The following is a 26,587-nucleotide window of genomic DNA, read 5'->3' on the forward strand; positions in this document are numbered from 1 at the left end:
GCTTGAGCGGCCCCTTGGCGTCTTAATCCGCCATGATCATCGAAACTCGTCCACCCGAGTGTCGGTTCAACTTGCCGGCAATATCGAACTCAAGAAGCAGGAAATAGACGGTTGCCGCGGGCAGGCCGGTGTGACGAATGATGTCGTCCGTTTCGACGGGCGAGGGGCCGAGGGCGTCGGCAAGGATGGCGCGCTCCCTGTCACCTGCGTGATGGTCTCCCGCTTGAGACATGGGCTGATGTTCAGTACCTTCTCGGACGACCTGTGGCAGATCGAAGCGAGGCTCCATCATTGGCGAGAGCGCATCGAGAATATCGGCGGCCTCCGTTACCAACGTCGCGCCGTCCTTGATCAACCGGTTGGTGCCGTGGCAGCGAGAATCGAGCGGTGATCCCGGCACCGCGAAGACGAGACGGCCGAAATCTCCAGCCAGCCGCGCGGTGATGAGAGAGCCCGAGCGTTCCGCAGCCTCGACGATCAGCACGCCGAGCGAAACACCGGCGATCAGCCGGTTACGCCTCGGAAAGTCTCGCGCACGCGGCTCCCAGCCAAACGGCATTTCGCTGATGGTAGCACCGCCATTGGCGTAGATGTCATCCAGCAAGCGATAGTTTTCAGGCGGGTAGGGCTTGTCCAAGCCACCCGCCAGCATGGCGACCGTGCCGGTCGAGAGGCTGGCCGAATGAGCCGCGGCATCGATGCCGCGGGCAAGACCGGACGCAATGGTGTAGCCCGCCTGTCCGCATTGCCTTGCCAGCATGGCCGCAAACTTCGCGCCGTTGATAGACGCGTTGCGAGAGCCAACGATCCCGAGCGACGGGCGAATGACTGCAGCACTCGAACCCTTCATCGCGATCAGCGGTGGTGCACCGTCGATCTCGCGCAGCGCAGGCGGATAGTCCGCTTCTCCGATGCCGATGAAGCGTGCGCCAAACCGTGTCGCTGTTTCCATTTCGCGTTCGGCCTCAGCGAGCGTGGCAATGCGGGGGCTGCGTGCAGACCCACCACGGCGGGAAAGATCTGGTAAAGCCTCCAGCGCCGCCTCGGCGCTGCCGAAGTGATTGATCAGATCACGAAACGTGACGGGGCCGATATTGTCGCTGCGGATCAGCCGCAGCCAGGAAAGCTTTTGCTTTTCGGTCAGGGCGATGCCGCGCTTCGTTTCTTGATCACGCGACATGTCTGCCCCCGAACGTTGCGACACAATAAAGTCTCAACCTTTCTTGCCGATCTTGCTTTCCGTACCGGCCAGCAGCCGCTTGATGTTTTCGCGGTGCATGTACCAGGAAATGATACTGAGGATCGTCACCAGTAGTGCCGTCTTCTCCGGCCCCAGAATCCACAGGACGATCGGGATGACCAGCATCGCAACCAGCGCCGAGAGAGAAGAATATTTGGTGACAAAGGCAGTGATCAGCCAGATGGCGGCGAATGCCAGCATCATCAGTGGAGCGGCACCCAGGAGAACGCCAATATAGGTCGCGACTCCCTTGCCACCCTTGAAGCCAAGCCAGACGGGGAAGAGGTGACCAAGAAATGCGAAGAAGCCCGCCACCAGCGACGCCTCATATCCCCATAGCGCATTGGCAATCAGCACGGCCGCCGTTCCTTTAAGCGCATCGCAGAGAAGGGTTGCCGCAGCGAGCTTCTTATTGCCGGTGCGCAGCACATTGGTCGCGCCGATATTTCCCGAGCCGATCTGGCGAACATCGCCGAGACCTGCCGCCCGCGTCAGAAGCAAGCCGAAAGGAATGGAGCCGAGGAGGTAACCGATGATAGCGGCAAAAGCGAGAAACGCTGGCGCTGTCTCCCAAGTGGTCAATGCAGTCATGTTCTACGTCCCCTCTTTAGTGCGTCGTGGCGCACCACCATTTATTACTGCAATGAATGAACGAGCTTGCCCGCAACATATGTCGCGACTGCGCGCCCGCTGAAACGCGCATCCTCGAATGGCGTGTTCTTGGAGCGCGATACCAGCTTCTTTTCTGAAACCAGCCATGGCTCATCAAGATCGATCAGCGTGATATCGGCCCTAGCACCGGGCTTGAGCGTTCCGGCATCCAGCCCGAAGATCTGCGCCGGCCGGGTCGAGAGCGCGTCGATCAGGCGCATGAGCGGTACCTGATCGCTGTGATACAGGCGAAGCGCTGCCGCCAACATGGTTTCCAGTCCGATCGCGCCGCTTGCCGCATCCGAGAAGGGCAGGCGCTTGGTATCGACATCCTGCGGATCATGCGACGAGACAATGATATCGATGGTGCCGTTCTTCAGCGCCTCGACCATGGCGACGCGATCGTCTTCGGCGCGCAGCGGTGGTGAGAGCTTGAAGAAGGTGCGGTATTCGCCGATGTCGTTCTCGTTGAGCGTCAGATGGTTGATCGAGATGCCGCAGGTCGCCTTCGCGCCGCGATCCTTGGCGAGCTTGAGGGCTTCTGCTGATTCCGGCACTGAAATCTTGGCGGCGTGGTAGTTGGCGCGGGTGAGTGCCGCGATGCGCAGGTCGCGCTCCAGCGGAATGATTTCGGCCTCCTTGGGAATGCCGGGAAGGCCGAGCCAGCTTGCGAGCAGCCCTTCGTTCATGTCCCCATTGCCGATATATTTGTCGCGGGTCTCGAGCGAGATGACCGCGCCGAGCTCGCGCGCATAGGTCATGGCACGACGCAGCACCAGCGTATCGGACAGCGCCTTGCGGCCATTGGTGAAGGCAACCGCACCCGCTTCCTTCAGCATCCCGAACTCGGTCATTTCCTCGCCCAGCAGACCCTTGGTCAGAGCCGCTGCCGGATGCACGTTAACGACAGCCTTGTCGCGCGCGGTCTTCTTCACATACTCCACCAGCGCGATGTCATCGATGACCGGATCGGTATCCGGCATCATGATGATGCTGGTCACGCCACCAGCAGCGGCCGCACGCGAGGCGGACTCGATTGTTTCACGGTGTTCGGCACCCGGTTCGCCGACGAAGACACGGGCATCGACCAGTCCAGGAACGGCAACGAGGCCTTTGGCGTCACGGACCGTGGAGCCCTCTGGCGCACCCTGGTTCTGCGCGTCCTTGCCAGCCGCCAGGATGTTGCCGTCAGCATCGATGATGATCGTGCCGGTCTCATCGAGACCGCGCGACGGGTCGATGATGCGTACATTAGTGAGGACGGTCGCGGCACTCATACGCGCTCTCCCTGGTTCTGCGAAAGAAGAAGCGTTTCCATAACCGCCATGCGAACGGCAACACCCATTTCCACTTGGGCTTCGATGACGCTCTGCGGACCGTCTGCGACTTCGGAAGCAATTTCCACGCCGCGGTTCATCGGGCCGGGATGCATGACAAGCGCATCTTCCTTCGCGGCCTTCAGCTTTTCCGCATCAAGGCCGTAGTAGTGGAAATATTCGCGCACCGACGGCACGAAGGAGCCGGCCATGCGCTCGCGCTGGAGGCGCAGCATCATTACCACGTCGGCGCCTTTCAGGCCTTCCTTCATGTCGTGATAGACTTCGACACTCATGTCGGCGATGCCAGAAGGCAGGAGCGTCGGTGGCGCGACGACACGCACCCGAGCGCCCATCTGGTTCAGGAGAATGATGTTGGAACGGGCGACCCGCGAATGCAGCACGTCGCCGCAAATGGCCACCGTCATGCCGGAGATGCCGCCCTTGGCGCGCCGGATCGTTAGCGCGTCGAGAAGTGCCTGGGTGGGATGCTCATGCTGACCATCGCCGGCATTGACGACCGAGCAGGCGACCTTCTGCGCCAAAAGCGCTGCCGCACCAGCGGATGAATGGCGCACGATCAGAACATCTGGTCGCATGGCATTCAGCGTCATGGCGGTATCGATCAGCGTCTCTCCCTTCTTCACCGAAGAGTTACCGACGGACATGTTCATGACGTCGGCACCCAGCCTCTTGCCGGCCAGTTCGAAGGAGGATTGCGTGCGGGTCGAGGCTTCGAAGAACAGGTTGATCTGCGTTAGCCCGCGAAGCGTGGAGGTCTTCTTTTCGCGCTGTCGGCTGATCTTCACGGCCTCGTCGGCCTTGTCGAGAAGAAGCGTGATATCCTGATGGGAAAGCCCCTTGATGCCAAGCAGATGGCGATGGGGAAAATAGACCATGGAACTGTCCTCCGGGCCGGAATAGTCAGTCGCGGTCTATAAAGACAGGTGGCTTTGTCGGCAAGCATGGGATAAGCCGGGAGCGAGCCTATCTAGGCATTTAATTGCAAATCCCGATAAAAGTACACGATGACAGACATGAACCGGACTGAAGAACAGCTTGCAGAACTGAACCAGCCTAGCCTCTGGTCCGGGATCAATGCCTATCGGTCCGACCCTTTGATCGTTGATCTGACCTCCAATCTTTCGCGCCCGCTTCGCGACGAGCTGGACCAGATCGGTCGTTACGTTACCTCTGCCGAAGCCCAGGAACTGGCGCGCATGGCAAATCGCAGCACGCCGCAGCTGCACACCCACGGCCCGCGTGGCGAACGTCTCGATCAGGTGGAGTTCCACCCCGCGTGGCATGCGCTGATGCGGCGCTCCATGTCGTCCGGCCTGCACAGCGCCGCCTGGGAAAACTCCGCCGATACGCGTGGCAACGAGCACAAGGCTCGAGCCACCAAGTTCTATCTGACGGCGCAACTGGAAGCGGGCCATCTCTGCCCGCTGACCATGACCCATGCCTCGGTTGCCGCTTTGATGGCATCGCCTCGCGTTCAGAACGAATGGGCGCCGAAGATCCTCTCGCGCAAATATGATTCCTCGCAAAAGCCTGCGATGCAGAAGACGGCCGTGACGATCGGGATGGGCATGACGGAGAAGCAGGGCGGCACGGATGTGCGGGCCAACCGCACAACGGCAGAGCGGGTGGGCGAGGGCATCTATCGACTCTCCGGCCACAAGTGGTTTCTGTCGGCCCCGATGAGCGACGGCTTCGTCATGCTGGCGCAGATGAGCGACGGCATGGGCTGCTTCCTGGTGCCGCGCTTTCTGGAAGACGGATCGGCGAACGGGCTGCATTTCCAACGCCTGAAAGACAAGCTAGGCAACCGCTCCAACGCGTCGGCCGAAGTCGAATTCAGCGACGCATTCGGCTATCTTCTGGGTGAGCCCGGTGCCGGCATTCGCACGATTCTCGACATGGTGACATTGACGCGGCTCGACTGCGCACTGGCGTCTTCCGGCATGATGCGCGCGTCGCTCGCGGAAGCCGTTCATTTTGCCCGAGGTCGTTCGGTCTTTGGCAAGCCGCTCGTCAACCAGCCGGTGATGACGCGCGTGCTAGCGGACATGGCGCTTGATGTCGCTGCCGCGACGGCCTTGTCCTTCCGCCTCGCAACTGCCTTCGACAGCGCCCGTAGCAACCCTGCGGAAGCGGCTTACGCCCGCGTGATGACGCCGATCGTCAAGTACTGGTGCTGCAAGATCGCGCCAGCCCTGATCTATGAGGCGATGGAAAGCCTTGGCGGCAACGGCTATGTCGAAGACCGTCCGATTGCCCGTCACTACCGTGAAGCCCCGGTCAACGCCATTTGGGAAGGCTCAGGCAATGTGATGGCGCTCGATGTGCTGCGCGTGCTTCAGCGCGGCAAGGATCTCTTCGATCTCGTTTTCGAAACGCTTGAACGCGACCTCGGCCCATCGGGAAAAAAAACCACGGACGTGCTGCGCGCCGCAATTGCGCTATGTGAGCGTGACGAGGGCGCTGCCCGTCTGCTGGTGGAGCAGTTTGCTCTTGCCGCCGCCGCTGCCGAACTCTGCCGCATCGGGGCAGGGCGCATCGCCGATGCCTTCCTTGAAACCCGCTTGGCGGGCGGCTGGCGCCACACCTATGGCATGCTCGATAGCCGCTTCGACCCGACATACATTATCGATCTGCTCTACCCGCCGGTGTCGTGATGCTGACGTTCCGCAAAGCCGTTCTAAGAGACGAGGAGGCGCTTTACGCCACCTGCCTTGCGACTGGCGACGCGGGCAAGGATGCCTCGCATCTCTACGCCGACGATAAGCTCGTCGGTAGTATCTATGCCGTGCCTTATCTCCATCTTTGTCCAGACAGCGCTTTCGTCGCAGAAGATGAGCAGGGCGTCTGCGGCTACATAGTCGGAGCCACGGACACTGCGACTTACGAAGAACAGCTTGAGCAGGATTGGTGGCCGAAGCTGCGCGAACACTATCCTCTCGCGGAAGCAGAGGATAATCGTCTGCCCGAAGAACACCGCAAGCGTGTCGCTTTCATCCACCAGCCGTCTCGCATGCCTGTCGCGGTAGTTCAGAAGTATCCCGCTCATATCCACATGAACCTCTTGGAGCGAGCGCGAGGCACCGGCGGCGGTTCTCGGCTGTTGTCGATTTGGGTGGAGATGGCACGGAGCAAGGGGATCTCGGGCATCCATCTCGGCGCCAATCCTGAAAATCACAATGGCATCGCCTTCTGGCAGTCGCGTGGATTCTCGCCGCTTGCCGGAATGCCGGCGGGTACCGCATGGTTCGGCATGTTGTTGGACGCCTGAGCCCGGTAGACCGCCGTTTTTTCCACCATCCACAGGAAAGCCAGGGTTGCTAGGCTTCGTCTCGATTGTCGTGTTGTTAACTCTTTGCTAACCGCGCAGGATAGGTCACCAATCGGAGATTCGGAAAAGCCATGCTCGCCATCGATGGCACTGCCGCCCTCATGTCGCCTGCGCCGGAAAAGCGCATCAAGGATCGCGCCGCGACGGAGAAGGCGATCTTTGCTGCGGCAAAGTCGCTCTTGGCGGAGGAGGGCTTCCAGGGTTTCGGCATCAATGCCGTGGCGCGTCGCGCCGGTTGCGACAAGCAGCTGATCTATCGTTATTTTAGCGGTCTCGAAGGCCTGGTTTCAGCCATCGGCGAGGATCTCGGCTCCTGGGTGCAGGACCGTATTCCGGAAGATACAGGCGGCATGTTCCTGCTGACCTATGGCGACCTGATGGAACGGCTGATGCTCTCCTATCTCGATGCGCTTCGCGCCGATCCATTGGTCTGCAAGATCATTGCCTGGGAACTCTCCGAGCAGACGGAACAGGTCAAGCAACTGGCGGACGCCCGCTCGAAGGCGCTGGTCAGATGGATCGAGCGCATGCGCGGCTCGCTCCAGCCGCCCAAGGGTGCCGATCCACTCGTGCTCAATGCACTCCTTTTCGCCTCAATCCAGCACCTCGTCATTGCCGGAACGACGAATGGCCAGTTTTCCGGGGTGTCGCTAAAAAGTGACAAGGATTGGGACAAGATCGCCACCGCGGTTAAGCGTATCATTAGGGCGCTTTACGGCTGATCCGGCGGACCCGGAGTTACTTCCCTATCAATTGAACTTAACGCCGTTGGCCGTGGCAACGGCGTGTGCACTATCGTCGTTTGTCCACAGCGCGGCATCTCGCATTAACCATAAATGCAGGTTTCGTTTGCCCCTCATTAACCTTCGGTTCATGCTGTTAACGATTTGTTAACCACGAATTCCGAGCTGGATGAGAAGGAAGCGCTGTGAGCCGCTGGATACCTTTGAGCGTCATAATGACGTTTTTCGCCCTGCTACCACTCGATCTCAATGCGCCGACGCTGAACCTGTGCATCATGGCTTTGCTGCGCTGGGGTGTCATTGCAGTTCTGCCTGACGAACGGACGGCTGCAACGAGCCTGTCCGGGGAGCAGATGGCATGAAGTGGTTTCTGATATTGTGGGCCGGTCCCGTGCTTCTGCTCACCAGTTGGTATGGTCTATCTTATTACGATATGAGCTTCGGCTTTTTTATGCTGACAAGGCAGACCCATGATCTGGTCTTCCAGATTTACGGCAATGTCCTCGGCATTCCGCCGGAAACGATCCCGCCGCTCGTGGCGCGCGCCATTGCGGTCGATAGCCTGATCGTTTTCGCGATTATCGCATTTCGCAAGCGCAAGGCGATTGCGTCGTGGTGGCGTGCGCGTCAACCTTCTGTCGACGCGTCTCTTGCCAGCATGGACAGCCGATCCAAGGCACCCTGAAGGATGAAGCTTGCTGCGGCGGAATCGATCCGCTCGGCGCGCTTTGCCCGCGAAACGTCCATTTCCAGGAGCGCTCGTTCGGCTGCTACGGTGGACAGCCTTTCATCCCAGAAGATGAAAGGAATATCGGTCTTTTCGCTCATCGAGCGAACGAAGGCGCGGGTCGCCTGAACGCGCGGACCGGCAGAGCCATCCATGTTCATCGGCAGACCAATGACGAAGGCCGCAACCTTTTCCTTAGCGGCGAAATCCAGGAGAAGTGCAGCATCCTGGGTAAACTTGATCCGCTTGAGCACCGGGCGAGGGGTAGCGAACCGCCGCGACAGATCCGACATAGCAAGACCGATCGTCTTGGTGCCGAGATCGAGACCGGCAATCGCCTGTCCGGGGCCCAAGGTCTCAGCCAGTTCTTCGATCGTCAGCGTTGCCATGCAGTCCCCTTATCTCTTGCGGACGAATTCCGTGCGCAGCACCAACCCTTTGACCGCATCACTCTTGCAATCGATCTCTTCAGGGTTTTCTGTCAGTCGGATCGACTTGATGACAGTACCCTGCTTCAGCGTGGTGCTCGTGCCTTTGACCTTCAAGTCCTTGATCAGAGTGACGGAATCGCCATCTGCGAGCAGATTGCCGGCCGCGTCTCGAACCTCGGTCGCCGTGGCTGCAGCCGCCGCAACTTCCGACGCAGGGCGCCATTCGCCGCTCACCTCGTCATACACATAGTCGTCATTATCTGCGGCCATCTTATCGCTCCAAAATAAGGCTTTGGGTCTTATGGCTCGTCCTATCTCATAGTATGACGAGAACACAAAGGAGAACTTCGATGAAAATCACCTGGCTCGGCCATTCCGCTTTCCGCATTGAAACGGGTCACGCAAAGATCCTGATTGATCCGTTTTTCACCGGGAATCCAGGCTTTGCCGGACAGAACGCCAAGGATGCTGCAAACGGTATTACTCATATTCTGTTGACGCATGGTCACGGCGACCACGTGGGAGACACGGTGCGGCTCGCAGAAGAGACCGGCGCAACGGTGCTGGCCAACGCAGACCTTGCTGCATGGCTCGGCTCCAAGGGCGTCCAGAAGCTTGAAATGGGCAACACTGGTGGCACGGTGGGCTTCGACGGCTTTTCGGTCACGTTCACCAATGCGCTGCACTCCTCCGCGCAGATCACGGAAGACGGTGTGTCGCATTCGCTTGGCAATGCCAATGGCCTCATGCTGCATTTCGAAGATGGCCCATCCGTCTATCATCTCGGCGACACGGATATCTTCTCGGACATGGCACTGATCAACGAGTTGCACGAGCCGGAAGTCGGCCTCGTTCCCGTTGGCGATCGCTTCACGATGGGCGGTGCAGTGGCAGCTCTTGCCTGCCAGCGCTTCTTCAAGTTCCGCCATGCCATTCCCTGCCACTACGGTTCATTCCCAATCGTCGATCAGACTGCCGACAAGTTCGTGTCCGGCATGGACGGTTCGCAGACGCGCGTGGATGTCCCCAAGGTTGGACAAGTCCTGTCATTCTGATGAGCCGGCATCAGCGTGTCCCGGCCCAAAACTGCGCCGCAGAGGGCCGCGACACGCTTTCTACCGTTGCGAAGGGCGGACATGGTCATTATAGCGGGTAGAAAATTCTTGACTGGAGTAGAACCATGTCCGTCGATCTTGCCACCGTGAAGCGCGTCGCGCGCCTTTCCCGCATTGCCGTCAGCGAAGAAGAGGCCAGCACCATGCTTGGTCAGTTGAACGGTATTCTCGGCTTCGTGGAGCAACTTTCGGAAGTGAATGTGGACGGCGTCGAGCCGATGACCTCGGTGACGCCGGTTGCGATGAAGAAACGCCCCGACGCTGTGACAGATGGCGACAAGGCCGAAGACATCGTTGCCAATGCGCCAGCCACCGATCGCAATTTCTTCATGGTTCCGAAGGTGGTCGAGTAAGCGCTTTTCGTTTGCTCCCACGTTGAAAATTCAAAAGTTTCGAAAGCTGTTGCCGATATGACCGAACTGACCAGCCTCACCATTGCCGAAGCGCGTGATAGACTGAAGTCCAAGGAATTCTCCGCCGTTGAGCTGACGGATGCGTATCTGACCGCCATCGACGCCGCCAATGACAAGCTGAACGCCTATGTCGTGACGACGCATGACAAGGCGCGTGACATGGCGAAGGCGTCCGACGAGAAGCTTGCTGCGGGTAATGGCGGTGCGCTTGAAGGTATTCCGCTTGGCGTCAAGGATTTGTTCGCTACCCGTGACATCCACACCCAGGCCTGCTCGCATGTGCTGGACGGCTTCAAGCCGAAATACGAATCCACAGTGACCCAGAACCTCTGGGACGACGGCGCTGTCCTTCTCGGCAAGCTCAACATGGACGAATTCGCCATGGGCTCGTCGAACGAGAGCTCCTATTACGGTCCGGTTGTGAACCCTTGGCGCGCCGAAGGCTCCGAAAAGAACCTCGTTCCTGGCGGCTCTTCCGGTGGTTCTGCGGCAGCCGTTGCCGCGCATCTTTGCGCCGGCGCCACCGCAACCGATACCGGCGGCTCCATCCGTCAGCCCGCAGCATTCACCGGCACTGTCGGCATCAAGCCCACCTACGGCCGCTGCTCGCGCTGGGGCATCGTCGCTTACGCATCCTCGCTCGATCAGGCAGGTCCGATTGCTCGCGATGTTCGCGATGCGGCAATTCTGCTGAAGTCCATGGCAAGCGTTGATGCAAAGGACACCACGTCCGTCGATCTGCCGATACCGGATTACGAGAAGGCCATGGGCCAGTCGCTGAAGGGGCTCAAGATCGGTATTCCGAAGGAGTACCGCGTCGATGGCATGCCGGAAGAAATTGAAAAGCTTTGGGCACAGGGCATCGCCTGGCTGAAGGACGCCGGTGCCGAGGTTGTCGATATCTCGCTGCCCCACACCAAATATGCGCTGCCGGCCTATTACATCGTCGCACCTGCCGAAGCGTCCTCCAACCTTGCCCGCTATGACGGTGTTCGCTACGGCCTCCGGGTCGATGGCAAGGATATTGCCGACATGTATGAGAAGAGCCGCGCTGCCGGCTTCGGCTCGGAAGTGAAGCGCCGTATCATGGTTGGCACCTATGTGCTGTCCGCCGGCTACTACGACGCCTATTATCTCAAGGCGCAGAAGGTCCGCACGCTGATCAAGCGCGACTTCGAGAACGTCTTCCACGAAGGCGTCGACGCTGTTCTCGCGCCGATCACGCCATCCTCGGCTTTTGAGATCGGCGATAAGGAACTGGCCTCCGATCCGGTCAAGATGTACCTGCAGGACGTCTTCACCATCACCGTCAACATGGCGGGCTTGCCAGGTCTTTCCGTTCCGGCTGGCCTTGACGGCAAGGGCCTTCCACTCGGCCTTCAACTGATTGGCAAGCCCTTCGAGGAAGAAACGCTGTTCAAGACGGCGCATGCCATCGAGCAGGCAGCGGGCAAGTTCACGCCCGCCAAGTGGTGGTAACGGGTCTTACAATTCGAGCCATGACAGAGACCGATCGCGAAGCGGTCGGCCTCGTCGGTATTCGCGCCTGGCAATCGAGCAGCGCATTTGAAGATACTTATCTGGATCCGATCGTGATCGAGCGCGGCGAGTTTGAAGTTTTCGCGCGTGAAACCAACTGCGATGTCGTCATTGCCGAGATCGGCGGCTTCGTCATTGGCTGGGGTGCTCGCGCTGGAGACCCGGACTATATCTCCGACATCTGGGTCGATCCAGACTATCAGGGCAGGGGCATTGGCCGAGTCCTCGTCAAGTATTTCCTCGACGAGATGCGCCGCTCCCATCTCCCGGCCGCGAAGATCGCTACCCATGCTAGGAACGTCAACGCTATCCGCGCCTATGAACGCTGCGGTTTTCGCATCGTCTGGCAGGGCGCACAGTGGTCGGAAAGCATGAAGGTCGAGCTTCAGAAGGTCCGGCTGGAAAAACCTCTCTAAAGCGGCCTTTTTCTCCGTTGATCCTCTGTTATGCTGGGTGACACTATCACGGGAGGCGATAATGACATCTGAAACCGCGAGGCATGAACTCATCCTGATGCGCGAGATTGACGCGACGCCGGAGAAAATTTTTCGCGCCTGGACTGATCCGGAACTTTTGAAACAATGGTTTTGTCCCAAGCCCTGGCGCGTGTCTCACGCTGAACTTGATGTTCGTGCTGGCGGGACCAGCGTCATCGTCATGAACGGACCGAACGGCGAAGAGGTCGAAAACCGCGGGGTTTATCTTGAAGTCGTGCCGAATGAAAAGATCGTCTTCACCGACGCGTTCAAGACCGCCTGGGTACCATCGGAAAAGCCCTTCATGACGGGCATTGTCCTTCTTGAACCGCTAGGCGATGGCCGGACCAAATACACAGCCATGGCACGCCACTGGACGGAAGAAGACAAGAAGGCGCACGAAGCCATGGGCTTTCATGAAGGCTGGGGCGCTGCCACAGATCAACTGGCAGCACTCGTTGCGACCATCTAAAGCGCCGTGCGTCCTATTGGACGCACAAAGGACGCTTTCCCTTTTTTGAATCTACGCACCGTGCTTTCCGAAAATCGGTTTCGATTTTCGGGCCGATGCTGTAGCCAGCCCGATGAGAAACCTGAAGCCAAGCTGTCCCCTCGTCCAGAACGTGCCGGCGGAAGCTTGAGAGGAGGAGCGGCGGGTGTCTGACCGCCGCCCCTTGTTCTCAGCTATTGTCGAGTTGACCTCTCACCAGCTCCAGCCCACGCGTGGTGATACGATAAGGCTGGCTTCTGGAGGACGAGATTGCTCTTTTGCTCTTCAGTTTGCGGAAGGTGATGAGGTCGAGCCCGCTGAAAACCCAGCCGCCGCGCGTGTAAAGCACGACTTTCTCGATTCTGCAGTTCTCGTCTCGCGTCAGTTCAATTCTGCCGCCTTGCGCGAGCAAGTGAAGGATGCGCTGTTCTGCGCGGGAAATGTCCATGGTTGGAATCCGGCTTGCGTCCATGTGGACGCGTGAAAACAAACCCGGCTGCCATTGGCATCCGGCTCGATTTCAACATGGCCCGGCACGCAAGAGACTTGCGGGCAGGGCCTCTACCGGGACTCCGATTGAGAGAACATCAAAACTCCAAAGTTGGTCGTTTTCTGATTAAGCGCTTGCGGTCTTTCCGTCAAGAATCGGCGGAATTCACGCGGTATTTCCGGTTTGACTGGAAGAATCGCAGGGCCGATGCTTTATCTCGTCGAGCCATCGGGACCAGAACGTGATCGTCATTCGCAACGCAAATGAACAGGATGCACCGCATCTTGCGGCCATCGGCCTGCAGGCATGGCGTGTCGCAAGCTCTGCGCTGGGGCTGACGGCCGTTCTCGAAACGAACGCGGCGGAAGCCTTTGCCGGTTTCACCCAATCCTTCTGGCATCGCATCCTCCTAATCGAAAGACACGGCGCGCCCGCCGGTTGGGCGGCGCGGGAAAACTCCGACGATCTGATCTCCGACTTCTGGATCGATCCACGGCTTCATCGACAAGGGCTTGGCGGCAAGCTCCTCAGTGCGGTTGAATATCAGGTCCTTGCCGCCGGCTTTTACTCGATCGGGCTTGAGAGCCACGCGAGTAACGAAGCCGCGCTGTCCTTCTTTCGCAAGCATGGCTACAACGTCAATTGGCTGTCGATGAAATATGCCCGGAAGCTCGACCGCGAAGTCCAGACCATCGGTCTGCGCAAGGCGTTGAAAGAATTCGACATAACGACTTATGGTCCGTCTTTTTAATCGCAAGACCGCTCGGGAATACTCACGCGTTCCAGGCGAAAAACGTCCACAGTGCCGCCAATGCGAAGTGAAGAAAGACGATGGCCAAAAGCAGTCCGCGAAATGGCTGCTTGCGTGTCTTATGACGCAACATCTGTTGCGCTGTCACCGCGCCGAGACTTCCGCCAATGAGCGCGAAGAGGAGCAGGGTCCGTTCTCGAATGCGCCTGGCGCCTCGCCGCGCTGCTCGCTTATCCCACCAGAACAGGGTGAAGGTAGTGATGGTGACGACGGTATAGATGCCGAGAGCCGCAGGGATAAATGTCATGATCGGCTCTATAATCTAAATGACGCTCGGTGGGCATTCCAGATCGGTAAAAAGGTCTCGCGTTGGCCGTAAGCGCCTTAGAAGTCTTGCACCTCCCGGCCAATTGCTCTACCTCACCACGGATAGAAATTCCGTATCGTATGAGCTTGATATGACCCTTGTAGACGTTCGCACACCCGACCCGAAACGTTTTATCCCCGGCGCCACCGGCGACTGGGAAATCGTCATCGGCATGGAGGTCCACGCGCAGGTTCTGTCCAATTCGAAGCTCTTCTCCGGCGCTTCCACGACCTTCGGCAATGCGCCCAATTCCAACGTGTCGCTCGTCGATGCGGCCATGCCCGGCATGTTGCCGGTCATCAACGAGGAGTGCGTGGCGCAGGCGGTTCGCACCGGCCTCGGTCTCAAGGCCAAGATCAACAACCGTTCCATCTTCGATCGCAAGAACTACTTCTATCCCGACCTGCCGCAGGGCTATCAGATCTCGCAGTTCAAGGACCCGATCGTCGGTGAAGGCACCATCACGATTTCGCTCGGTCCGGATCGTCAGGGCAATTTCGAGGATATCGAAATCGGTATCGAGCGGTTGCATCTCGAGCAGGACGCTGGCAAGTCGATGCACGACCAACATCCGACCATGTCGTTTGTCGATCTGAACCGCTCCGGCGTTGCGTTGATGGAAATCGTTTCCAAGCCGGACATGCGCTCGTCCGATGAGGCGAAAGCCTATCTGACCAAGCTTCGCTCTATCGTCCGCTATCTCGGCACCTGTGATGGCAACATGGATGAAGGGTCCATGCGTGCTGACGTCAACGTTTCGGTGCGCCGTCCGGGCGAAGGTTTCGGCACGCGTTGCGAAATTAAGAACGTCAACTCCATCCGCTTCGTCGGTCAGGCGATCGAGTATGAGGCCCGCCGACAGATCGCCATTCTCGAAGATGGCGGCGCAATCGATCAGGAAACCCGCCTCTTCGATCCGGGTAAGGGTGAGACGCGCTCCATGCGATCCAAGGAAGATGCGCATGATTATCGCTATTTCCCCGATCCAGACCTGCTGCCGCTGGAATTCGACGATGCCTTTGTGGAAAGCCTGAAGGTCGGTCTGCCGGAACTGCCCGACGACAAGAAGGCGCGCTTCGTGGCTGAACTCGGCCTCTCCGTCTATGACGCATCGATCCTGGTCTCGGAAAAGGCGATCGCCGATTATTATGAGGCTGTAGCTGCCGGACGTGATCCGAAGACAGCTGCCAACTGGGTTATCAACGATCTCCTTGGCGCGCTGAACAAGTCCAGCAAGTCCATTGAGGAAACGCCGGTTTCTCCTGACCAACTGGGCGGCATCATCGACCTTATCAAGGCCAACACCATCTCCGGCAAGATCGCCAAAGACCTGTTCGAAATCGTGTGGAACGAGGGCGGCAACCCGGCGGAAATCGTTGAAAGCCGCGGCATGAAGCAGGTGACCGACACCGGTGCCATCGAAAAGGCCGTGGACGAAATCATCGCTGCGAACCCGGATCAGGTGGAGAAGGTCAAGGCAAAGCCAACGCTTGCCGGCTGGTTCGTCGGCCAGGTGATGAAGGCGACGGGCGGCAAGGCAAACCCGCAGGCCGTCCAGGAGCTAGTGAAAGCCAAGCTCGGCATCGAGGAATAAGCCGGCGTTCGGCCTCTCGTTGAGAGGCCAGCGCTCTCCTTCGTCGGCCTCGTGTCACGTCGAAGTGACGTTAAGGTAAGATTAGCAATGCCGGGATCACTCCCGGCTTTTCTGTTTTGATGGGAGTAACAATGGTGTTCTTCATTCGCACCGCAAGCGAGCGCGATATCGAGCCGGTCCGGTCTTTGTTGATGAAGACCTGGCACGCCACCTATGATCCGATCTATGGCACGGACAAGGTCAACGACATGATCGCGCTGTGGCACACGCCAGCGGCCCTGAAAGAGCGGGTCGAGAAAAAAGGCGGCGAGTTTCTCGTGGCCGATGACGGTAAGCGCATCGGCGGCATGGCCTATGCCGTCATGTCCACCAGCATGGCGAAAACTGCGTTGCTCTATCAGCTTTATGTCGATCCGCAGTTCCAGCGTCAGGGTGTGGGGCGCGATCTTTTCGCTGAACTCGAAACCTGCTTTCCCGACGCGGAAATCATGCGGCTGGAAGTCGAGCCTAAAAATACTGTCGCAATTACCTTCTATGAAGGCGTCGGATTCTCCGAGGTAGATCGAATCGAGCGCATGGCGGGCGTCGAGGGGATGCCGGGAATCGTCATGGAAAAAAGCTTGAGGCGGTAAGAGAATGGACGGTCTGATCATTCGTGAAGCACGCGAAGAGGATGTCGCGGCAATCGCTGCGATGTTTGCGGCCGATGATGTGGGCGGCCATGGCGACACCACCGATGAATCAGCAATGCCCGACTATCTCGCTGCTTTCAGGGTGATCGCCATGTCGCCCATCGAAACGCTCTACGTGGCGGAGTTCGAGGGCCAGGTGATCGGCACCTTCCAGACGGTGATTCTCACTAAGATCGCCGGGCGTGGCGCGGTGTGGATGGTGGTGGAAGGGGTGCAGACACGCGAAGATATGCGCGGTCGGGGCATCGGCGCGACGATGATCCGCTATTGCATTGCCGAGGCTGAAAGGCGTGGCCTTGCGGGTGTGCAGCTCACCTCCAATATGGCGCGCATCGACGCCCACCGCTTCTATGAGAGACTGGGCTTCGAAAAGCGTCATTTCGGCTTCCGGCTGAAGTTGAAATAATCGTCGCGACGTTGGAAAAGCTGGACAATCGTCGGTGACAACGTCATAAGCTTGTGGCTGTGCGAGTGCGAAAGCGACGCGCCTGAAAAGCCCGAGGAACGGATAATGAAGACTCTTCTGCTGCAAATCTTCACCTGGTGGAACGGCCAGACGATCGGAACGCGCTTTCATACATGGCGCTTCGGAAAGAAGGTGGGGCAGGATGAGTTCGGCAACACGTATTATGAAGGCGGCACCACCTCCTGGGGCATGCCGCGCCGTTGGGTGATTTATAACGGGTATGCCGAAGCGTCTGCAATTCCGCCCGGCTGGCACGGCTGGATGCATTACCGCACCGACACGCCACCGAGCAAAGAAAGCTATGTCGCACGCGACTGGCAGAAGCAGCACCAGCCAAACCTGACCGGTTCCGCTCAGGCTTACCGTCCCAAGGGATCGATCGCTGTTCCCGGTGAACGCCCGCGCGTTACCGGTGACTACGACGCCTGGACGCCCGGCGGCTGATTCACTTCGCCTCATGCTCCTTGCAAATCGGAGCAAAAATGGGCGGGCATTACATTATGGCCGCCACCCGCTTTTGCCACATTCAATCTTTAGGCGTGATGGGCGCTTTGATGAGCGGGGCAGTTTTTCTGGAGACGGTTTGATATGAGAACATTCACGCGGGATGTATCTTTGCGTGCACTGGCGGTTTCGCTTCTGGCGCTTCTTCCGGCAGTGGGTCTCGTGTCTCCGGCTTCTGCCGCTCGGCTCGAAAACAAAGTCGCTGTTTTCTCGGGCATCGACAAGATCACCGGCCGCATCACCTCTTTCGACGTCTACATCAACGAGACGGTACAGTTCGGCGCACTGCAGGTTACGCCGAAGGTCTGCTATTCGCGCGACGATACCGAAGCGCAGAAAATCGATTCTTTCGTTGAAGTCGATGAGATTACCCTGGACCGCAAAATCCGTCGCATCTTCACCGGTTGGATGTTTGCCGATAGCCCCGGTCTCAATGCCGTTGAACACCCGATCTATGACGTGTGGCTCACGGGGTGCAAACAGGACTCCGACGTTCCTCCACCATCGACGGCGAGCAAGTAATCGCTAGGCTCCAAAGAGCCGTCATCCCGCAAAACCTAGAATTCCAAATCCGGTTGGTTCACCGCCCGATCCAGCATCTTTGCATAAGCCTCCTTCGGAACGTCAATCGCGCCGAAGGTCTTGAGATGTTCGGTGGTGAACTGCGTATCCAGCAGCATAAAGCCTCTTTCGCGCAGTCGCTCCACCAGATGGACGAGGCAGATTTTCGAGGCGTTGGTGCGCCGAGAGAACATGCTTTCACCGAAGAAGGCAGCCCCCAGCGAGACGCCGTAAAGACCGCCCACCAACTCATTGCCTTCCCAGGCTTCGACGCTGTGCGCGTGGCCAACCTCGTGCAGTTCGGTGTAGAGCTTGCGGATCGTCTCGTTGATCCAGGTATTGGGGCGGTCCGGCGCTTCCGCTGCGCATCCGGCTATCACGGCAGTGAACGCCGTGTCGAAGCGAATATGGAAAGGCGTCTTTCGAATCGCTTTGGCGAGACTCTTTGATACGTGAAAATCGTCGAGCGGGATGATGCCCCGCAGGTCCGGTTCGACCCAGAATAGCTCCGGGTCGTCAGCCGCTTCAGCCATCGGAAAGAGGCCGATAGAATAGGCGCGCAGCAGCATGTCGACAGTGATATCGCTATCTCTGCTGCGCCGCCCCATTCCTCAGTGTGCGTCGCCGGCCAGATACTTCTCCAGCCAGTGAATGTCGTAATCGCCGTTGAGAATGTCTTCGTTCTGAAGCAAATCCTGGAACAGCGGAAGCGTGGTCTTGATGCCATCGACGACGAACTCGTCGAGTGCACGACGCAGGCGGCGAATGCACTCGTCGCGGTCGCGACCGTGGACGATGAGCTTGCCGATCATGCTGTCATAGTAGGGCGGGATCTTGTAGCCCTGATAAGCACCCGAATCCACGCGCACACCGAGACCGCCGGGCGTATGGAAATAGGTCAACGTACCGGGAGAGGGCACGAAGGTCCGCGGGTCTTCGGCATTGATACGGCATTCGATGGCGTGACCATGGAATTCGATATCGGCCTGCGTAACGGAAAGGCCCTGGCCGGACGCGACTCTGATCTGCTCCTGCACGAGGTCCATGCCGGTGATCGCTTCCGTCACCGGATGCTCCACCTGGAGGCGGGTGTTCATTTCGATGAAATAGAACTCGCCGTTTTCATAGAGGAACTCGATGGTACCGGCACCGCGATACTTGAGCTTGCGCATGGCGCTCGCACAAATCTCACCGATCTCCATGCGCTGCTCGACGGTGAGAGCAGGGGAGTTTGCCTCTTCCAGAACCTTCTGGTGACGACGCTGCAACGAGCAATCGCGCTCACCCAGATGCACTGCATTGCCTTCGCCATCGCCGAAAACCTGCACCTCGATGTGGCGCGGCTTGCCGAGGTATTTTTCCATATAGACGGCGTCGTTGCCGAAAGCAGCAAGCGCTTCGGAACGGGCTGTCGAGACGGCCTCGTCGAGATCGGCTTCGGTCTTGGCGACCTTCATGCCGCGGCCGCCACCACCGGCCGTCGCCTTGATCAGGACCGGGAAGCCGATCGAACGCGCGATTTCCATCGCGTTTTCAGGCTTCACCTCGCCATCGGAACCGGGAACAACGGGGATGCCGAGTTCTTGCGCCGTCTGCTTGGCAGTGATCTTGTCGCCCATGATGCGGATATGCTCGGCGGTCGGCCCGATGAAGGTGATGCCGTGCGCGTCGAGAATGTCGGCAAACTTGGCATTTTCCGACAGGAAGCCGTAGCCAGGGTGGACCGCATCCGCACCGGTGATCTCGCAGGCCGCAACAATCTGATGGATGTTGAGGTAGCTGTCACGCGACGGTGGCGGACCAATGCAGACGCTCTCGTCGGCCAGGCGCACATGCATGGCATCCGCGTCGGCCGTGGAGTGAACGGCAACCGTCGGAATACCGAGTTCCTTGGCGGCGCGAAGCACGCGAAGGGCGATTTCGCCACGGTTGGCAATGAGGATCTTGGAAACCATGTGATCTGCCCTTATTCGATGACCACGAGGGCTTCACCATACTCCACGGGCTGTGCGTCATTGACGATGATTTCCGTCACCTTGCCGGACTTCGGAGCCGGGATCTGGTTCATGGTCTTCATGGCTTCGACGATGAGAATGGTCTGGCCTTCCTTGACGGTGGCGCCGACTTCAACGAAGGCGCGGGCACCAGGTGCCGGCGACAGGTAAACTGTGCCGACCATCGGGGAAGTCACGGTGTTTGCCGGGTTGCGCGCCGGAGCAGCCGGTGCGGCGGAAGCGGCAGGTGCCGCTGCAGCGGGAGCGGCAGGCGCTGCTGCAGGGGCTGGCGCATACTGAGGAGCTGCGGCATAGACGGTCGCAGGCGGCGCAGAGCGGGAGACGCGGATGCGCAGATCGTCCTGCTCGACTTCGATCTCGGAAAGATCGGTGTCGTTGAGGATGTTCGCGAGGTCGCGGATCAGTTCCTTGTCGATACCGTTTTTCTTTTCAGACATGACAAACCCTATTCTGATTGTTTCTTTTTATGCCGTGATGTTCTTCAAGGCGTTGAGCGCCATGATGTAGCCATAAGGCCCGAAGCCGCAGACCATGCCTTTTGCAGCGGGCGCTATCATCGATTTGTGGCGGAATTCTTCGCGGGCGTGGATGTTGGAAATGTGAACTTCCACGACGGGTACGGAAATGGCGCGAATGGCATCGTGCAGAGCAATCGATGTATGGCCATAGGCACCGGGATTGATGACGACACCGGCGGCACGTTCACCCGCCTCATGCAAGAAATCCACAAGAACGCCTTCATGATTGGACTGGTGGCACTCGACAGAAAAGCCAAGCTCTTCACCAGCCACCACGCAGTCGTTCTCGATATCCTTCAGCGTCTTGCCGCCGTAAATGCCCGGCTCCCGCTTTCCCAGCATATTGAGATTGGGGCCGTTCAGGACGAAGATCGTGTTGCTCATTCGCGGTTCCGTCAAAAATCAGCGACACCTATAGACTGCGCGACCGTCAAGGAAAAGCCCCCGATGCCTCGAAAGAAGATCGGGGGCAGCGTAAGTCAACGTTATTCAGTGGCTTTTTAGGCTTCAAGCCATGCCAGGGCGCTTGCGTTAGGAGCAACTCGCCTTGCCGCAGTTGCGCATATTGGCGATCTTTTCCTTCAACGGTTCGGCGCCGACGGCACCGAAGACCGCCTCATTGCCGATCACGTAGGAAGGCGTGCCGGAGATGCCGAGATTGCTTGCGAGCGTGTAGGCTTCCTGAACCTGGGCATCGTTGGGGTTCTCCGCCATGGACTTGCGGATTTCGGCTTCCTTAAGGCCAAGCGAAGTGGCAACATCCATTGCCCTTGCCTCATTGGCGCGTCCTCGGCTGCCAAGCAGCGTGCGCTGGAACTCGGGATACTTCTTCGGGGCTAGCAGCTTCACGGCATTGGAAACCTTGTGCGCCTCAACCGATTCCGGCCCGAGGATCGGGAATTCCTTCAAGACGACGCGGACGTTCTTGTCCTCTTTGAGAATCTTGTCCATGTCAGCCATGGCGCGCTTGCAGTAACCGCAATTGTAATCGAAGAACTCCACCAGCGTCACATCGCCGTCGGGATTACCGATCGCGAGATCGTATTTAGAATCGAAGATCGCTTTGGTGTTGTCGGCAACCGCTTCCGCCGCTTTCGTATTGCGGGCTGCATACTGCTTCTTCTCCAGCGCATCCTGGACTTCGAGCATGATTTCTGGATTTTCGACCAGATACTCCTTGATGAAGGCACCCATCTCCTTCTTTTGCTCGGCATCCAATGCGCGAGCCGGCAGGCTAGCGCCTAAGGTGGAAAGGGCCGTGACGCAGGCAAGTGCTGCAAATCGGATGGAAGGTGCCATTTCGGTCCTCACTGTTTGTCTCGTCGTTTCGTGGTGCAGGCCATTACCTTAATTTAAAGGAATTGCCATATCGCAAATAATCGCGTTCGTTGCTTTCTCGCCATTGTGAAGAGCGCAACAATGCGGCAAATCTCCGTCATAGAGCTCCGTGCATCCGTCAGGACGCAAAAGGCACCCTCTATCTACTTCAAGTCTACGGCTCGCGCCTTTCGAGAATCGGATATAATTTTCGGGACGAAGCCGTAGCATACAGAAAGACCATGCCCTTGATAACACTGTCGAAGCGAAGCGCCGTCGAGCCTTTTCATGCCATGGATATCCTGGCGGAGGCTAACCGGCAAAGACAGGCGGGTCGTCCGGTCATTTCCATGGCAGTGGGTCAGCCTTCCCATCCAGCGCCCAGGGTGTCGCTGGAGGCGGCTGAAGCGGCTTTGAAGCACGGCCGCATCGGATACACGGATGCGCTGGGTCTTCGCGAGTTGCGCGAGGCCATCTCTGCGCATTATCGGCTGCGGCATCAGGTGATCATAGACCCTGCTCGGATCGCAGTGACGACTGGCTCTTCCGCGGCCTTCAATCTCGCCTTCCTTGCGCTGTTCGATGCCGGCGATGCGGTAGCGATCGCGAGACCCGGCTATCCCGCCTATCGCAACATCCTGAAGGCGCTTGGCCTGAATGTGGTGGAAGTACCGGTCACGGCCGAAACAGGTTACACGCTGACGCCAGCCAGTCTCGAGCGGGCAGAGACGAAGGCCGGCTGCAAGCTGAAGGGCGTGCTTCTGGCAAGTCCCGCCAACCCGACCGGAACCGTGACGGGCAGGGAGGCCTTGAAACGTCTTGCAACTTACTGCGACAGCCGCGATATCGCTTTCATCTCCGATGAGATTTATCACGGCCTGACGTTTGTAGGCGATGAGACCAGCGCCGTAGAGGTCACCGACAAGGCCGTCGTCATCAACTCGTTCTCCAAATATTACTGTATGACGGGCTGGCGCGTTGGCTGGATGGTTTTGCCGGAAGAGCTGATCCGGCCCGTCGAATGTCTGGCGCAGAGCATGTATATTTCGGCGCCTGAGCTCTCTCAGCTTGCGGCAGCGGCTGCATTCTCCGCGCCGGCAGAGCTCGACATCTACAAGGAAAGCTACCGCACAAACCGCGATTTTCTGATGAGCCGCCTGCCCGAGTTAGGCTTGCCGCTTGCCTCGCCCATGGATGGCGCCTTTTACGCCTATGTCGATACAAGCCGCTATTCGAACGACAGTATGCAGTTTGCCAAACGCATGCTTTCGGAAATCGATGTGGCTGCGACACCCGGGCTGGATTTCGATCCGCTGGAAGGGCATCGTGCGATGCGGTTTTCATACGCGGGCTCGGTCTCGGATATTGCTGAGGCCGTTGGACGCATTGCGGGATGGCTGAAACAGGATTGACGCGTAAGCGGAGCGGAGAAAGACGATGACGATGACGATGAAAAAAGTGGCGGTCGTGACGGCGGGTGGGAGCGGCATGGGTGCAGCCGTGGCGAGACGTTTTGCCCAGGATGGTTACAAGATAGCGATCCTCTCGTCCTCCGGTAAAGGAGAAGCACTGGCTGCTGAACTCGGTGGCGTGGGGGTCACAGGCTCCAACCAGTCAAACGAGGATATTCAGAAGCTCGCTGACCTCACGATGGAGAAGTTTGGCCGCATCGACGTACTGGTCAATAGCGCCGGACACGGTCCACGTGCGCCGATCCTCGAGATCACCGACGAGCAGTGGCACACCGGTCTCGATGTCTACCTGATGAACGTCATCCGTCCGACCCGCATTATAGCGCCCCTTATGGTCGCGCAAAAGAACGGTGCCATCGTCAACATCTCGACAGCATGGGCATTTGAGCCGAGTGACATGTTTCCGACATCCGCAGTGTTCCGCGCAGGGCTTGCCGCCTACACGAAGATTTTTGCCGATAAGTACGCTGCCGACAATGTTCGCATGAACAATGTTCTGCCGGGCTGGATCGATAGCCTTCCGGCAACCGAGCAGCGACGCGAGATGGTGCCCATGCAGCGCTACGGCAAAAGCGAGGAAATTGCCGCCACCGTCGCGTTTCTTGCGTCCGAAGGCGCGGGCTACATCACCGGGCAAAACCTAAAGGTCGACGGTGGTCTGACGAGATCAGTCTAAAATTTTTTCTTGGGCAGGGAACCGATCCTCATTTCCAGCGTTGTAACGACGCGGGGGAGTGTCCTTTTTGATCTCGATGCCACATGGAAATCGCGAACCTATGGACGCCACACCCTTTTATGAATTGGGGAATGGACTTGGTTCACATGATTCGCGATTCTGAGCCGGAAGTGTCCGTATTCTCGGCGTCGGATGTGGAGCGTCTGGAGGCTCTGGAGGAGTTGCAGATCATCGATAGCGGGCCTGAGCCAGTCTTCGATGATGTCGTTCAAATCGCCAGCACAGTCTGCAACGCACCAGTGGCGCTCATCAGCTTCGTTCAGGAGGAGCGGCAGTGGTTCAAGGCCCGTATAGGCTTCCCTCCGGCAGAGACACCCATTGATCAGTCTGTGTGCCGTTACTCCCTTAACTCCGACGATTTGCTGATCATCCCCGATTTGACAAAGGACCCTCGGACATCTTCCAACGCTCTTGTCACCCAAGACCCCTTCATTCGCTTCTACGCAGGCGCTCGGCTTGTCCTCTCAGATGGGATCGCCGTCGGCGCGCTGTGCATTATCGACCATGTGCCCCGTCCTGAGGGTCTGACGCGGGAGCAGCGGTCTGTCTTGAAGGCTCTCGCCGGCCAGATTTCCGCTCATCTGGAGCTTCGCCGCGCAGCAAACCGCCAGCGCGAAATTCTTGAGCGTCAAAAGCAGATCAACGCGATGATGCGCGACAGTGTCCGCACAGCGCTCACGGCGCAGGAAGCCGGGCGTATTGGCACCTTCGAACTCGATGTCGAGACGGGAAACATCAAGGTCTCTGCCGAATTCTGCCGCATTTTCGACGTTCCCCCCGTCGGCCACTATCACGCGCGCGATTTCGAAAAGATGCTCCATCCCGATGACCGGGGCCGTGAGTCGTCGGAAGAGACGCGCAAGAGTGGTACGGCCGTCACCACCGTCGAATATCGCATTGTCACCGCCTCACGTGGAGTCCGCTGGGTAAGCCGACAAGCAACGTTCGAGAGGGACGAGACTGGCAAGCCGGTCAAGCTTCTCGGTACGGTTCAGGACATCACGCAACAGAAGCGGGCCACCGAGCGCATCCGGACGCTGTTGGAACTTGGCGATCGGCTGCGAGACTTGACGGACGTCGAAGAGATCGCTCTGACCGCGGCGGAGTTGATGGCGCACGCGCTCGATGCGACGCGCGCGGGCTTTGGTGTGGTCGATCCCGTTCGAGAAACGGTGATGATGCAACCGGAATGGCGTGCGCCCGGCGTGTCGTCTCTGGCAGGGAAACACTATTTTCGTGACTACGGATCTTATATCGATGACCTGAAGGGCGGCATGAGCGTCGTCATCTCGGATGTGACGACGGATCCAAGGACCAAGGACAAAGCCGACGCTCTGTTGGCAATTGGAATTCGTCAGCTCGTAAACGTACCAATCTTCGACCAAGGAAAATTCGCTCTCGTCGTCTTCGTGCACCACTGCGATCTGTTCGAATGGATGGACGACGATCTTGCCTTTGTCAGAAGTTTTGGCGACCGTATTCAAAGCGCGATCGGCCGGCTGCGCGCCGAAGCCGAGCAGAACCTCCTAAACCGCGAGATCGGTCATAGGCTGAAGAACGCCTTCGCCATGGTGCAGGCGCTCGCGAAACAAACTCTGAGGCCCGTTCAAGAGCGGGGGCCAGTTCTGAATTTCGAGCAGCGGCTGCAGGCGTTAAGCTCGGCGCACGATATTCTATTGGGCAACAACTGGGCGAATGCTGATGTGCGCACAGTGCTTCTGCGCGTCATCGATACGCTCGGAATGACGGAGCAGGTCGACATTCGCGGCGACGATATTTCGGTCAACCCGAAGGGCGCCTTGTCCCTTTCGCTTCTGTTCCACGAACTGACGACCAATGCGGTAAAATATGGAAGCCTCTCGTCGCTTCAGGGCCGGGTCCTTGTGGCATGGGATGTCGAGGGGGGCAGGGAAGACGCCGTCTTCCGTCTGATCTGGAGGGAGACGGGCGGGCCGCCCGTTGTCCAGCCGCAATCGAAGGGCTTCGGCTCCCGCCTTATTTCAATGGGGTTGCTAGGAACCGGTGGGGTATCGACGCGTTACTTAGATCAAGGACTAGAGGTCGAAATGACAGCGTCCCTGGTTCAACTGCAACAGGTAGCGTGAAAGATGGGACAGAAGCAGCCATTTGCCAAACATGTCGTATTGGTCGTCGAAGACGATCCGCTTTTGCGCATGATGGCGGTCGACATGGTGGAAGATGCGGGTTTCAGTGCGATCGAGGCCGGTGGGGCTGACGAAGCACTGGAAATTCTGCAGACGCGTCCTGACGTCGGAGTGCTCTTCACTGATGTCGACATGCCAGGCACCATGGATGGTGTTCAACTTGCTCGTCTCGCGTGCCAGACTGATCGGCCGATTAGAATCGTGATTACTTCCGGCCAACATCGGCTTGATCAGGAAACTCTGCCGCCGCGTAGCATCTTCTTCCCAAAGCCCTACGATCTAAACATCGTGACCGAAGTCCTGCGGAAAATCGCCGCCTAAGCTCGTTGTAGTGCTGCTTAAACCGGGAGCGGCACTATCGCGAAGCTCATCGAAATTCACGGCTTATAAACCAAGAAAATCGGTGACAATTTGCATTAATTTTTCCGAAAATAAAATTTTTT

33 protein-coding genes are annotated in these 26,587 nt (G+C 58.4%); 20 read left to right on the forward strand and 13 right to left on the reverse strand.

From position 1 onward, the window contains the following. Window positions 1–22: 22 nt before the first annotated feature. From dprA to WKI41_RS06540, 4 genes are read right to left on the reverse strand one after another with little or no spacing between them, the layout of a single operon-like run. Window positions 23–1,180 carry a DNA-processing protein DprA gene (dprA, locus tag WKI41_RS06525; protein WP_340192681.1) on the reverse strand — a complete coding sequence of 386 codons (1,158 nt, stop codon included), beginning with the start codon at window positions 1,178–1,180 and terminating at the stop codon, window positions 23–25. A 33-nt stretch (window positions 1,181–1,213) separates the two neighbouring features. After that, entirely contained in the window at window positions 1,214–1,831 is a 618-nt protein-coding gene (plsY, locus tag WKI41_RS06530; RefSeq protein WP_340192682.1) for a glycerol-3-phosphate 1-O-acyltransferase PlsY, read from the reverse strand. 44 nt (window positions 1,832–1,875) lie between these two features. Then, window positions 1,876–3,168 carry a dihydroorotase gene (locus tag WKI41_RS06535; protein ID WP_340192683.1) on the reverse strand — a complete coding sequence of 431 codons (1,293 nt, stop codon included), beginning with the start codon at window positions 3,166–3,168 and terminating at the stop codon, window positions 1,876–1,878. After that, window positions 3,165–4,106 (reverse strand): aspartate carbamoyltransferase catalytic subunit, encoded by a 942-nt coding sequence (locus tag WKI41_RS06540; protein WP_340192684.1) that lies wholly within the window; start codon window positions 4,104–4,106, stop codon window positions 3,165–3,167. Before WKI41_RS06540 ends, WKI41_RS06535 begins: the two co-directional genes overlap by 4 nt. 129 nt (window positions 4,107–4,235) lie before the next feature. Between WKI41_RS06540 and WKI41_RS06545 the strand changes: the two genes are divergently transcribed. The 5 genes from WKI41_RS06545 to WKI41_RS06565 all read left to right on the forward strand — a co-directional run bounded on the left by WKI41_RS06545 (window position 4,236) and on the right by WKI41_RS06565 (window position 7,990). Next, a complete protein-coding gene (locus tag WKI41_RS06545) occupies window positions 4,236–5,888 on the forward strand; it encodes an acyl-CoA dehydrogenase family protein (RefSeq protein WP_340192685.1) in 1,653 nt (550 codons plus the stop codon). Further along, window positions 5,888–6,502 carry a GNAT family N-acetyltransferase gene (locus WKI41_RS06550; RefSeq protein WP_340192686.1) on the forward strand — a complete coding sequence of 205 codons (615 nt, stop codon included), beginning with the start codon at window positions 5,888–5,890 and terminating at the stop codon, window positions 6,500–6,502. The genes WKI41_RS06545 and WKI41_RS06550 overlap by 1 nt, the downstream gene beginning before the upstream one ends. A gap of 131 nt (window positions 6,503–6,633) precedes the next feature. Then, entirely contained in the window at window positions 6,634–7,284 is a 651-nt protein-coding gene (locus WKI41_RS06555) for a TetR/AcrR family transcriptional regulator (RefSeq protein ID WP_340192687.1), read from the forward strand. Between the two features lie 236 nt (window positions 7,285–7,520). Further along, window positions 7,521–7,667, forward strand: a complete 147-nt coding sequence (locus WKI41_RS06560; RefSeq protein ID WP_340192988.1) for a hypothetical protein — start codon at window positions 7,521–7,523, stop codon at window positions 7,665–7,667. Beyond that, on the forward strand, window positions 7,664–7,990 hold the full coding sequence (locus WKI41_RS06565) for a DUF6105 family protein (protein ID WP_340192688.1): 327 nt from the start codon (window positions 7,664–7,666) through the stop codon (window positions 7,988–7,990). Before WKI41_RS06560 ends, WKI41_RS06565 begins: the two co-directional genes overlap by 4 nt. Here the strand turns inward: WKI41_RS06565 and ruvX are convergent. Both ruvX and WKI41_RS06575 read right to left on the reverse strand, forming a co-directional pair. After that, window positions 7,933–8,421: a Holliday junction resolvase RuvX gene (gene ruvX / locus WKI41_RS06570; RefSeq protein WP_340192689.1), complete on the reverse strand. Its 489-nt coding sequence runs from the start codon at window positions 8,419–8,421 to the stop codon at window positions 7,933–7,935. The genes WKI41_RS06565 and ruvX overlap by 58 nt on opposite strands. Window positions 8,422–8,430: 9 nt before the next feature. After that, window positions 8,431–8,733 (reverse strand): zinc ribbon domain-containing protein YjdM, encoded by a 303-nt coding sequence (locus WKI41_RS06575; RefSeq protein WP_340192690.1) that lies wholly within the window; start codon window positions 8,731–8,733, stop codon window positions 8,431–8,433. 80 nt (window positions 8,734–8,813) lie between these two features. Between WKI41_RS06575 and WKI41_RS06580 the strand changes: the two genes are divergently transcribed. From WKI41_RS06580 to WKI41_RS06600, 5 genes are all read left to right on the forward strand, one after another. Next, window positions 8,814–9,518, forward strand: coding sequence for a metal-dependent hydrolase (locus WKI41_RS06580; protein ID WP_340192691.1), 705 nt, complete (start codon window positions 8,814–8,816; stop codon window positions 9,516–9,518). Between the two features lie 125 nt (window positions 9,519–9,643). Then, entirely contained in the window at window positions 9,644–9,931 is a 288-nt protein-coding gene (gene gatC / locus WKI41_RS06585) for an Asp-tRNA(Asn)/Glu-tRNA(Gln) amidotransferase subunit GatC (RefSeq protein ID WP_340192692.1), read from the forward strand. A gap of 57 nt (window positions 9,932–9,988) precedes the next feature. Then, window positions 9,989–11,470 carry an Asp-tRNA(Asn)/Glu-tRNA(Gln) amidotransferase subunit GatA gene (gene gatA, locus WKI41_RS06590; RefSeq protein ID WP_340192693.1) on the forward strand — a complete coding sequence of 494 codons (1,482 nt, stop codon included), beginning with the start codon at window positions 9,989–9,991 and terminating at the stop codon, window positions 11,468–11,470. Further along, the gene (locus tag WKI41_RS06595; RefSeq protein WP_340192694.1) at window positions 11,464–11,946 is read left to right on the forward strand and encodes a GNAT family N-acetyltransferase; all 483 of its coding nucleotides are present in this window, start codon (window positions 11,464–11,466) and stop codon (window positions 11,944–11,946) included. Before gatA ends, WKI41_RS06595 begins: the two co-directional genes overlap by 7 nt. Window positions 11,947–12,007: 61 nt before the next feature. Next, a complete protein-coding gene (locus WKI41_RS06600; RefSeq protein WP_340192695.1) occupies window positions 12,008–12,478 on the forward strand; it encodes an SRPBCC family protein in 471 nt (156 codons plus the stop codon). A gap of 208 nt (window positions 12,479–12,686) precedes the next feature. Here WKI41_RS06600 and WKI41_RS06605 read toward each other — a convergent pair whose 3' ends face one another. Further along, window positions 12,687–12,944, reverse strand: coding sequence for a YjhX family toxin (locus WKI41_RS06605; protein ID WP_340192696.1), 258 nt, complete (start codon window positions 12,942–12,944; stop codon window positions 12,687–12,689). A gap of 283 nt (window positions 12,945–13,227) precedes the next feature. On the opposite strand from WKI41_RS06605, the gene WKI41_RS06610 reads away from it, so the two are divergent. Beyond that, window positions 13,228–13,737 (forward strand): GNAT family N-acetyltransferase, encoded by a 510-nt coding sequence (locus WKI41_RS06610; protein ID WP_340192697.1) that lies wholly within the window; start codon window positions 13,228–13,230, stop codon window positions 13,735–13,737. Between the two features lie 22 nt (window positions 13,738–13,759). Here WKI41_RS06610 and WKI41_RS06615 read toward each other — a convergent pair whose 3' ends face one another. Then, on the reverse strand, window positions 13,760–14,044 hold the full coding sequence (locus WKI41_RS06615; protein WP_340192698.1) for a DUF1294 domain-containing protein: 285 nt from the start codon (window positions 14,042–14,044) through the stop codon (window positions 13,760–13,762). Between the two features lie 151 nt (window positions 14,045–14,195). Between WKI41_RS06615 and gatB the strand changes: the two genes are divergently transcribed. The 5 genes from gatB (at window position 14,196) to WKI41_RS06640 (ending at window position 17,882) form a co-directional block, all read left to right on the forward strand. Next, the gene (gene gatB, locus WKI41_RS06620) at window positions 14,196–15,698 is read left to right on the forward strand and encodes an Asp-tRNA(Asn)/Glu-tRNA(Gln) amidotransferase subunit GatB (protein ID WP_340192699.1); all 1,503 of its coding nucleotides are present in this window, start codon (window positions 14,196–14,198) and stop codon (window positions 15,696–15,698) included. A gap of 134 nt (window positions 15,699–15,832) precedes the next feature. Next, window positions 15,833–16,330 (forward strand): GNAT family N-acetyltransferase, encoded by a 498-nt coding sequence (locus tag WKI41_RS06625; RefSeq protein ID WP_340192976.1) that lies wholly within the window; start codon window positions 15,833–15,835, stop codon window positions 16,328–16,330. Between the two features lie 4 nt (window positions 16,331–16,334). Further along, window positions 16,335–16,796 carry a GNAT family N-acetyltransferase gene (locus tag WKI41_RS06630; protein WP_340192700.1) on the forward strand — a complete coding sequence of 154 codons (462 nt, stop codon included), beginning with the start codon at window positions 16,335–16,337 and terminating at the stop codon, window positions 16,794–16,796. A gap of 105 nt (window positions 16,797–16,901) precedes the next feature. After that, entirely contained in the window at window positions 16,902–17,300 is a 399-nt protein-coding gene (locus WKI41_RS06635; RefSeq protein WP_306932353.1) for an NADH:ubiquinone oxidoreductase subunit NDUFA12, read from the forward strand. A gap of 144 nt (window positions 17,301–17,444) precedes the next feature. Then, window positions 17,445–17,882 carry a DUF2155 domain-containing protein gene (locus tag WKI41_RS06640; protein WP_062425495.1) on the forward strand — a complete coding sequence of 146 codons (438 nt, stop codon included), beginning with the start codon at window positions 17,445–17,447 and terminating at the stop codon, window positions 17,880–17,882. A gap of 35 nt (window positions 17,883–17,917) precedes the next feature. On the opposite strand, the gene aat is transcribed toward WKI41_RS06640, so the two are convergent. The 5 genes from aat to WKI41_RS06665 form a co-directional block, all read right to left on the reverse strand. After that, entirely contained in the window at window positions 17,918–18,529 is a 612-nt protein-coding gene (gene aat, locus WKI41_RS06645) for a leucyl/phenylalanyl-tRNA--protein transferase (RefSeq protein WP_340192701.1), read from the reverse strand. 3 nt (window positions 18,530–18,532) lie between these two features. Further along, a complete protein-coding gene (accC, locus tag WKI41_RS06650; protein ID WP_340192702.1) occupies window positions 18,533–19,876 on the reverse strand; it encodes an acetyl-CoA carboxylase biotin carboxylase subunit in 1,344 nt (447 codons plus the stop codon). A gap of 11 nt (window positions 19,877–19,887) precedes the next feature. Then, entirely contained in the window at window positions 19,888–20,373 is a 486-nt protein-coding gene (gene accB / locus WKI41_RS06655; protein ID WP_340192703.1) for an acetyl-CoA carboxylase biotin carboxyl carrier protein, read from the reverse strand. A gap of 27 nt (window positions 20,374–20,400) precedes the next feature. Further along, window positions 20,401–20,838: a type II 3-dehydroquinate dehydratase gene (gene aroQ / locus WKI41_RS06660; RefSeq protein ID WP_340192704.1), complete on the reverse strand. Its 438-nt coding sequence runs from the start codon at window positions 20,836–20,838 to the stop codon at window positions 20,401–20,403. Window positions 20,839–20,985: 147 nt separating this feature from the next. Further along, a complete protein-coding gene (locus WKI41_RS06665; RefSeq protein WP_340192705.1) occupies window positions 20,986–21,753 on the reverse strand; it encodes a DsbA family protein in 768 nt (255 codons plus the stop codon). A gap of 260 nt (window positions 21,754–22,013) precedes the next feature. On the opposite strand from WKI41_RS06665, the gene WKI41_RS06670 reads away from it, so the two are divergent. The 4 genes from WKI41_RS06670 (at window position 22,014) to WKI41_RS06685 (ending at window position 26,465) form a co-directional block, all read left to right on the forward strand. Then, window positions 22,014–23,183, forward strand: coding sequence for a pyridoxal phosphate-dependent aminotransferase (locus WKI41_RS06670; protein WP_340192706.1), 1,170 nt, complete (start codon window positions 22,014–22,016; stop codon window positions 23,181–23,183). A gap of 31 nt (window positions 23,184–23,214) precedes the next feature. Further along, the gene (locus tag WKI41_RS06675; RefSeq protein WP_340192707.1) at window positions 23,215–23,919 is read left to right on the forward strand and encodes an SDR family oxidoreductase; all 705 of its coding nucleotides are present in this window, start codon (window positions 23,215–23,217) and stop codon (window positions 23,917–23,919) included. Between the two features lie 146 nt (window positions 23,920–24,065). After that, entirely contained in the window at window positions 24,066–26,084 is a 2,019-nt protein-coding gene (locus WKI41_RS06680) for a GAF domain-containing protein (protein WP_340192708.1), read from the forward strand. A 3-nt stretch (window positions 26,085–26,087) separates the two neighbouring features. Then, window positions 26,088–26,465: a response regulator gene (locus WKI41_RS06685; protein WP_340192709.1), complete on the forward strand. Its 378-nt coding sequence runs from the start codon at window positions 26,088–26,090 to the stop codon at window positions 26,463–26,465. Window positions 26,466–26,587: the final 122 nt, after the last annotated feature.

Origin of the sequence: Agrobacterium larrymoorei (assembly GCF_037722385.1) — a bacterium.
GTDB lineage: Bacteria > Pseudomonadota > Alphaproteobacteria > Rhizobiales > Rhizobiaceae > Agrobacterium > Agrobacterium larrymoorei_C.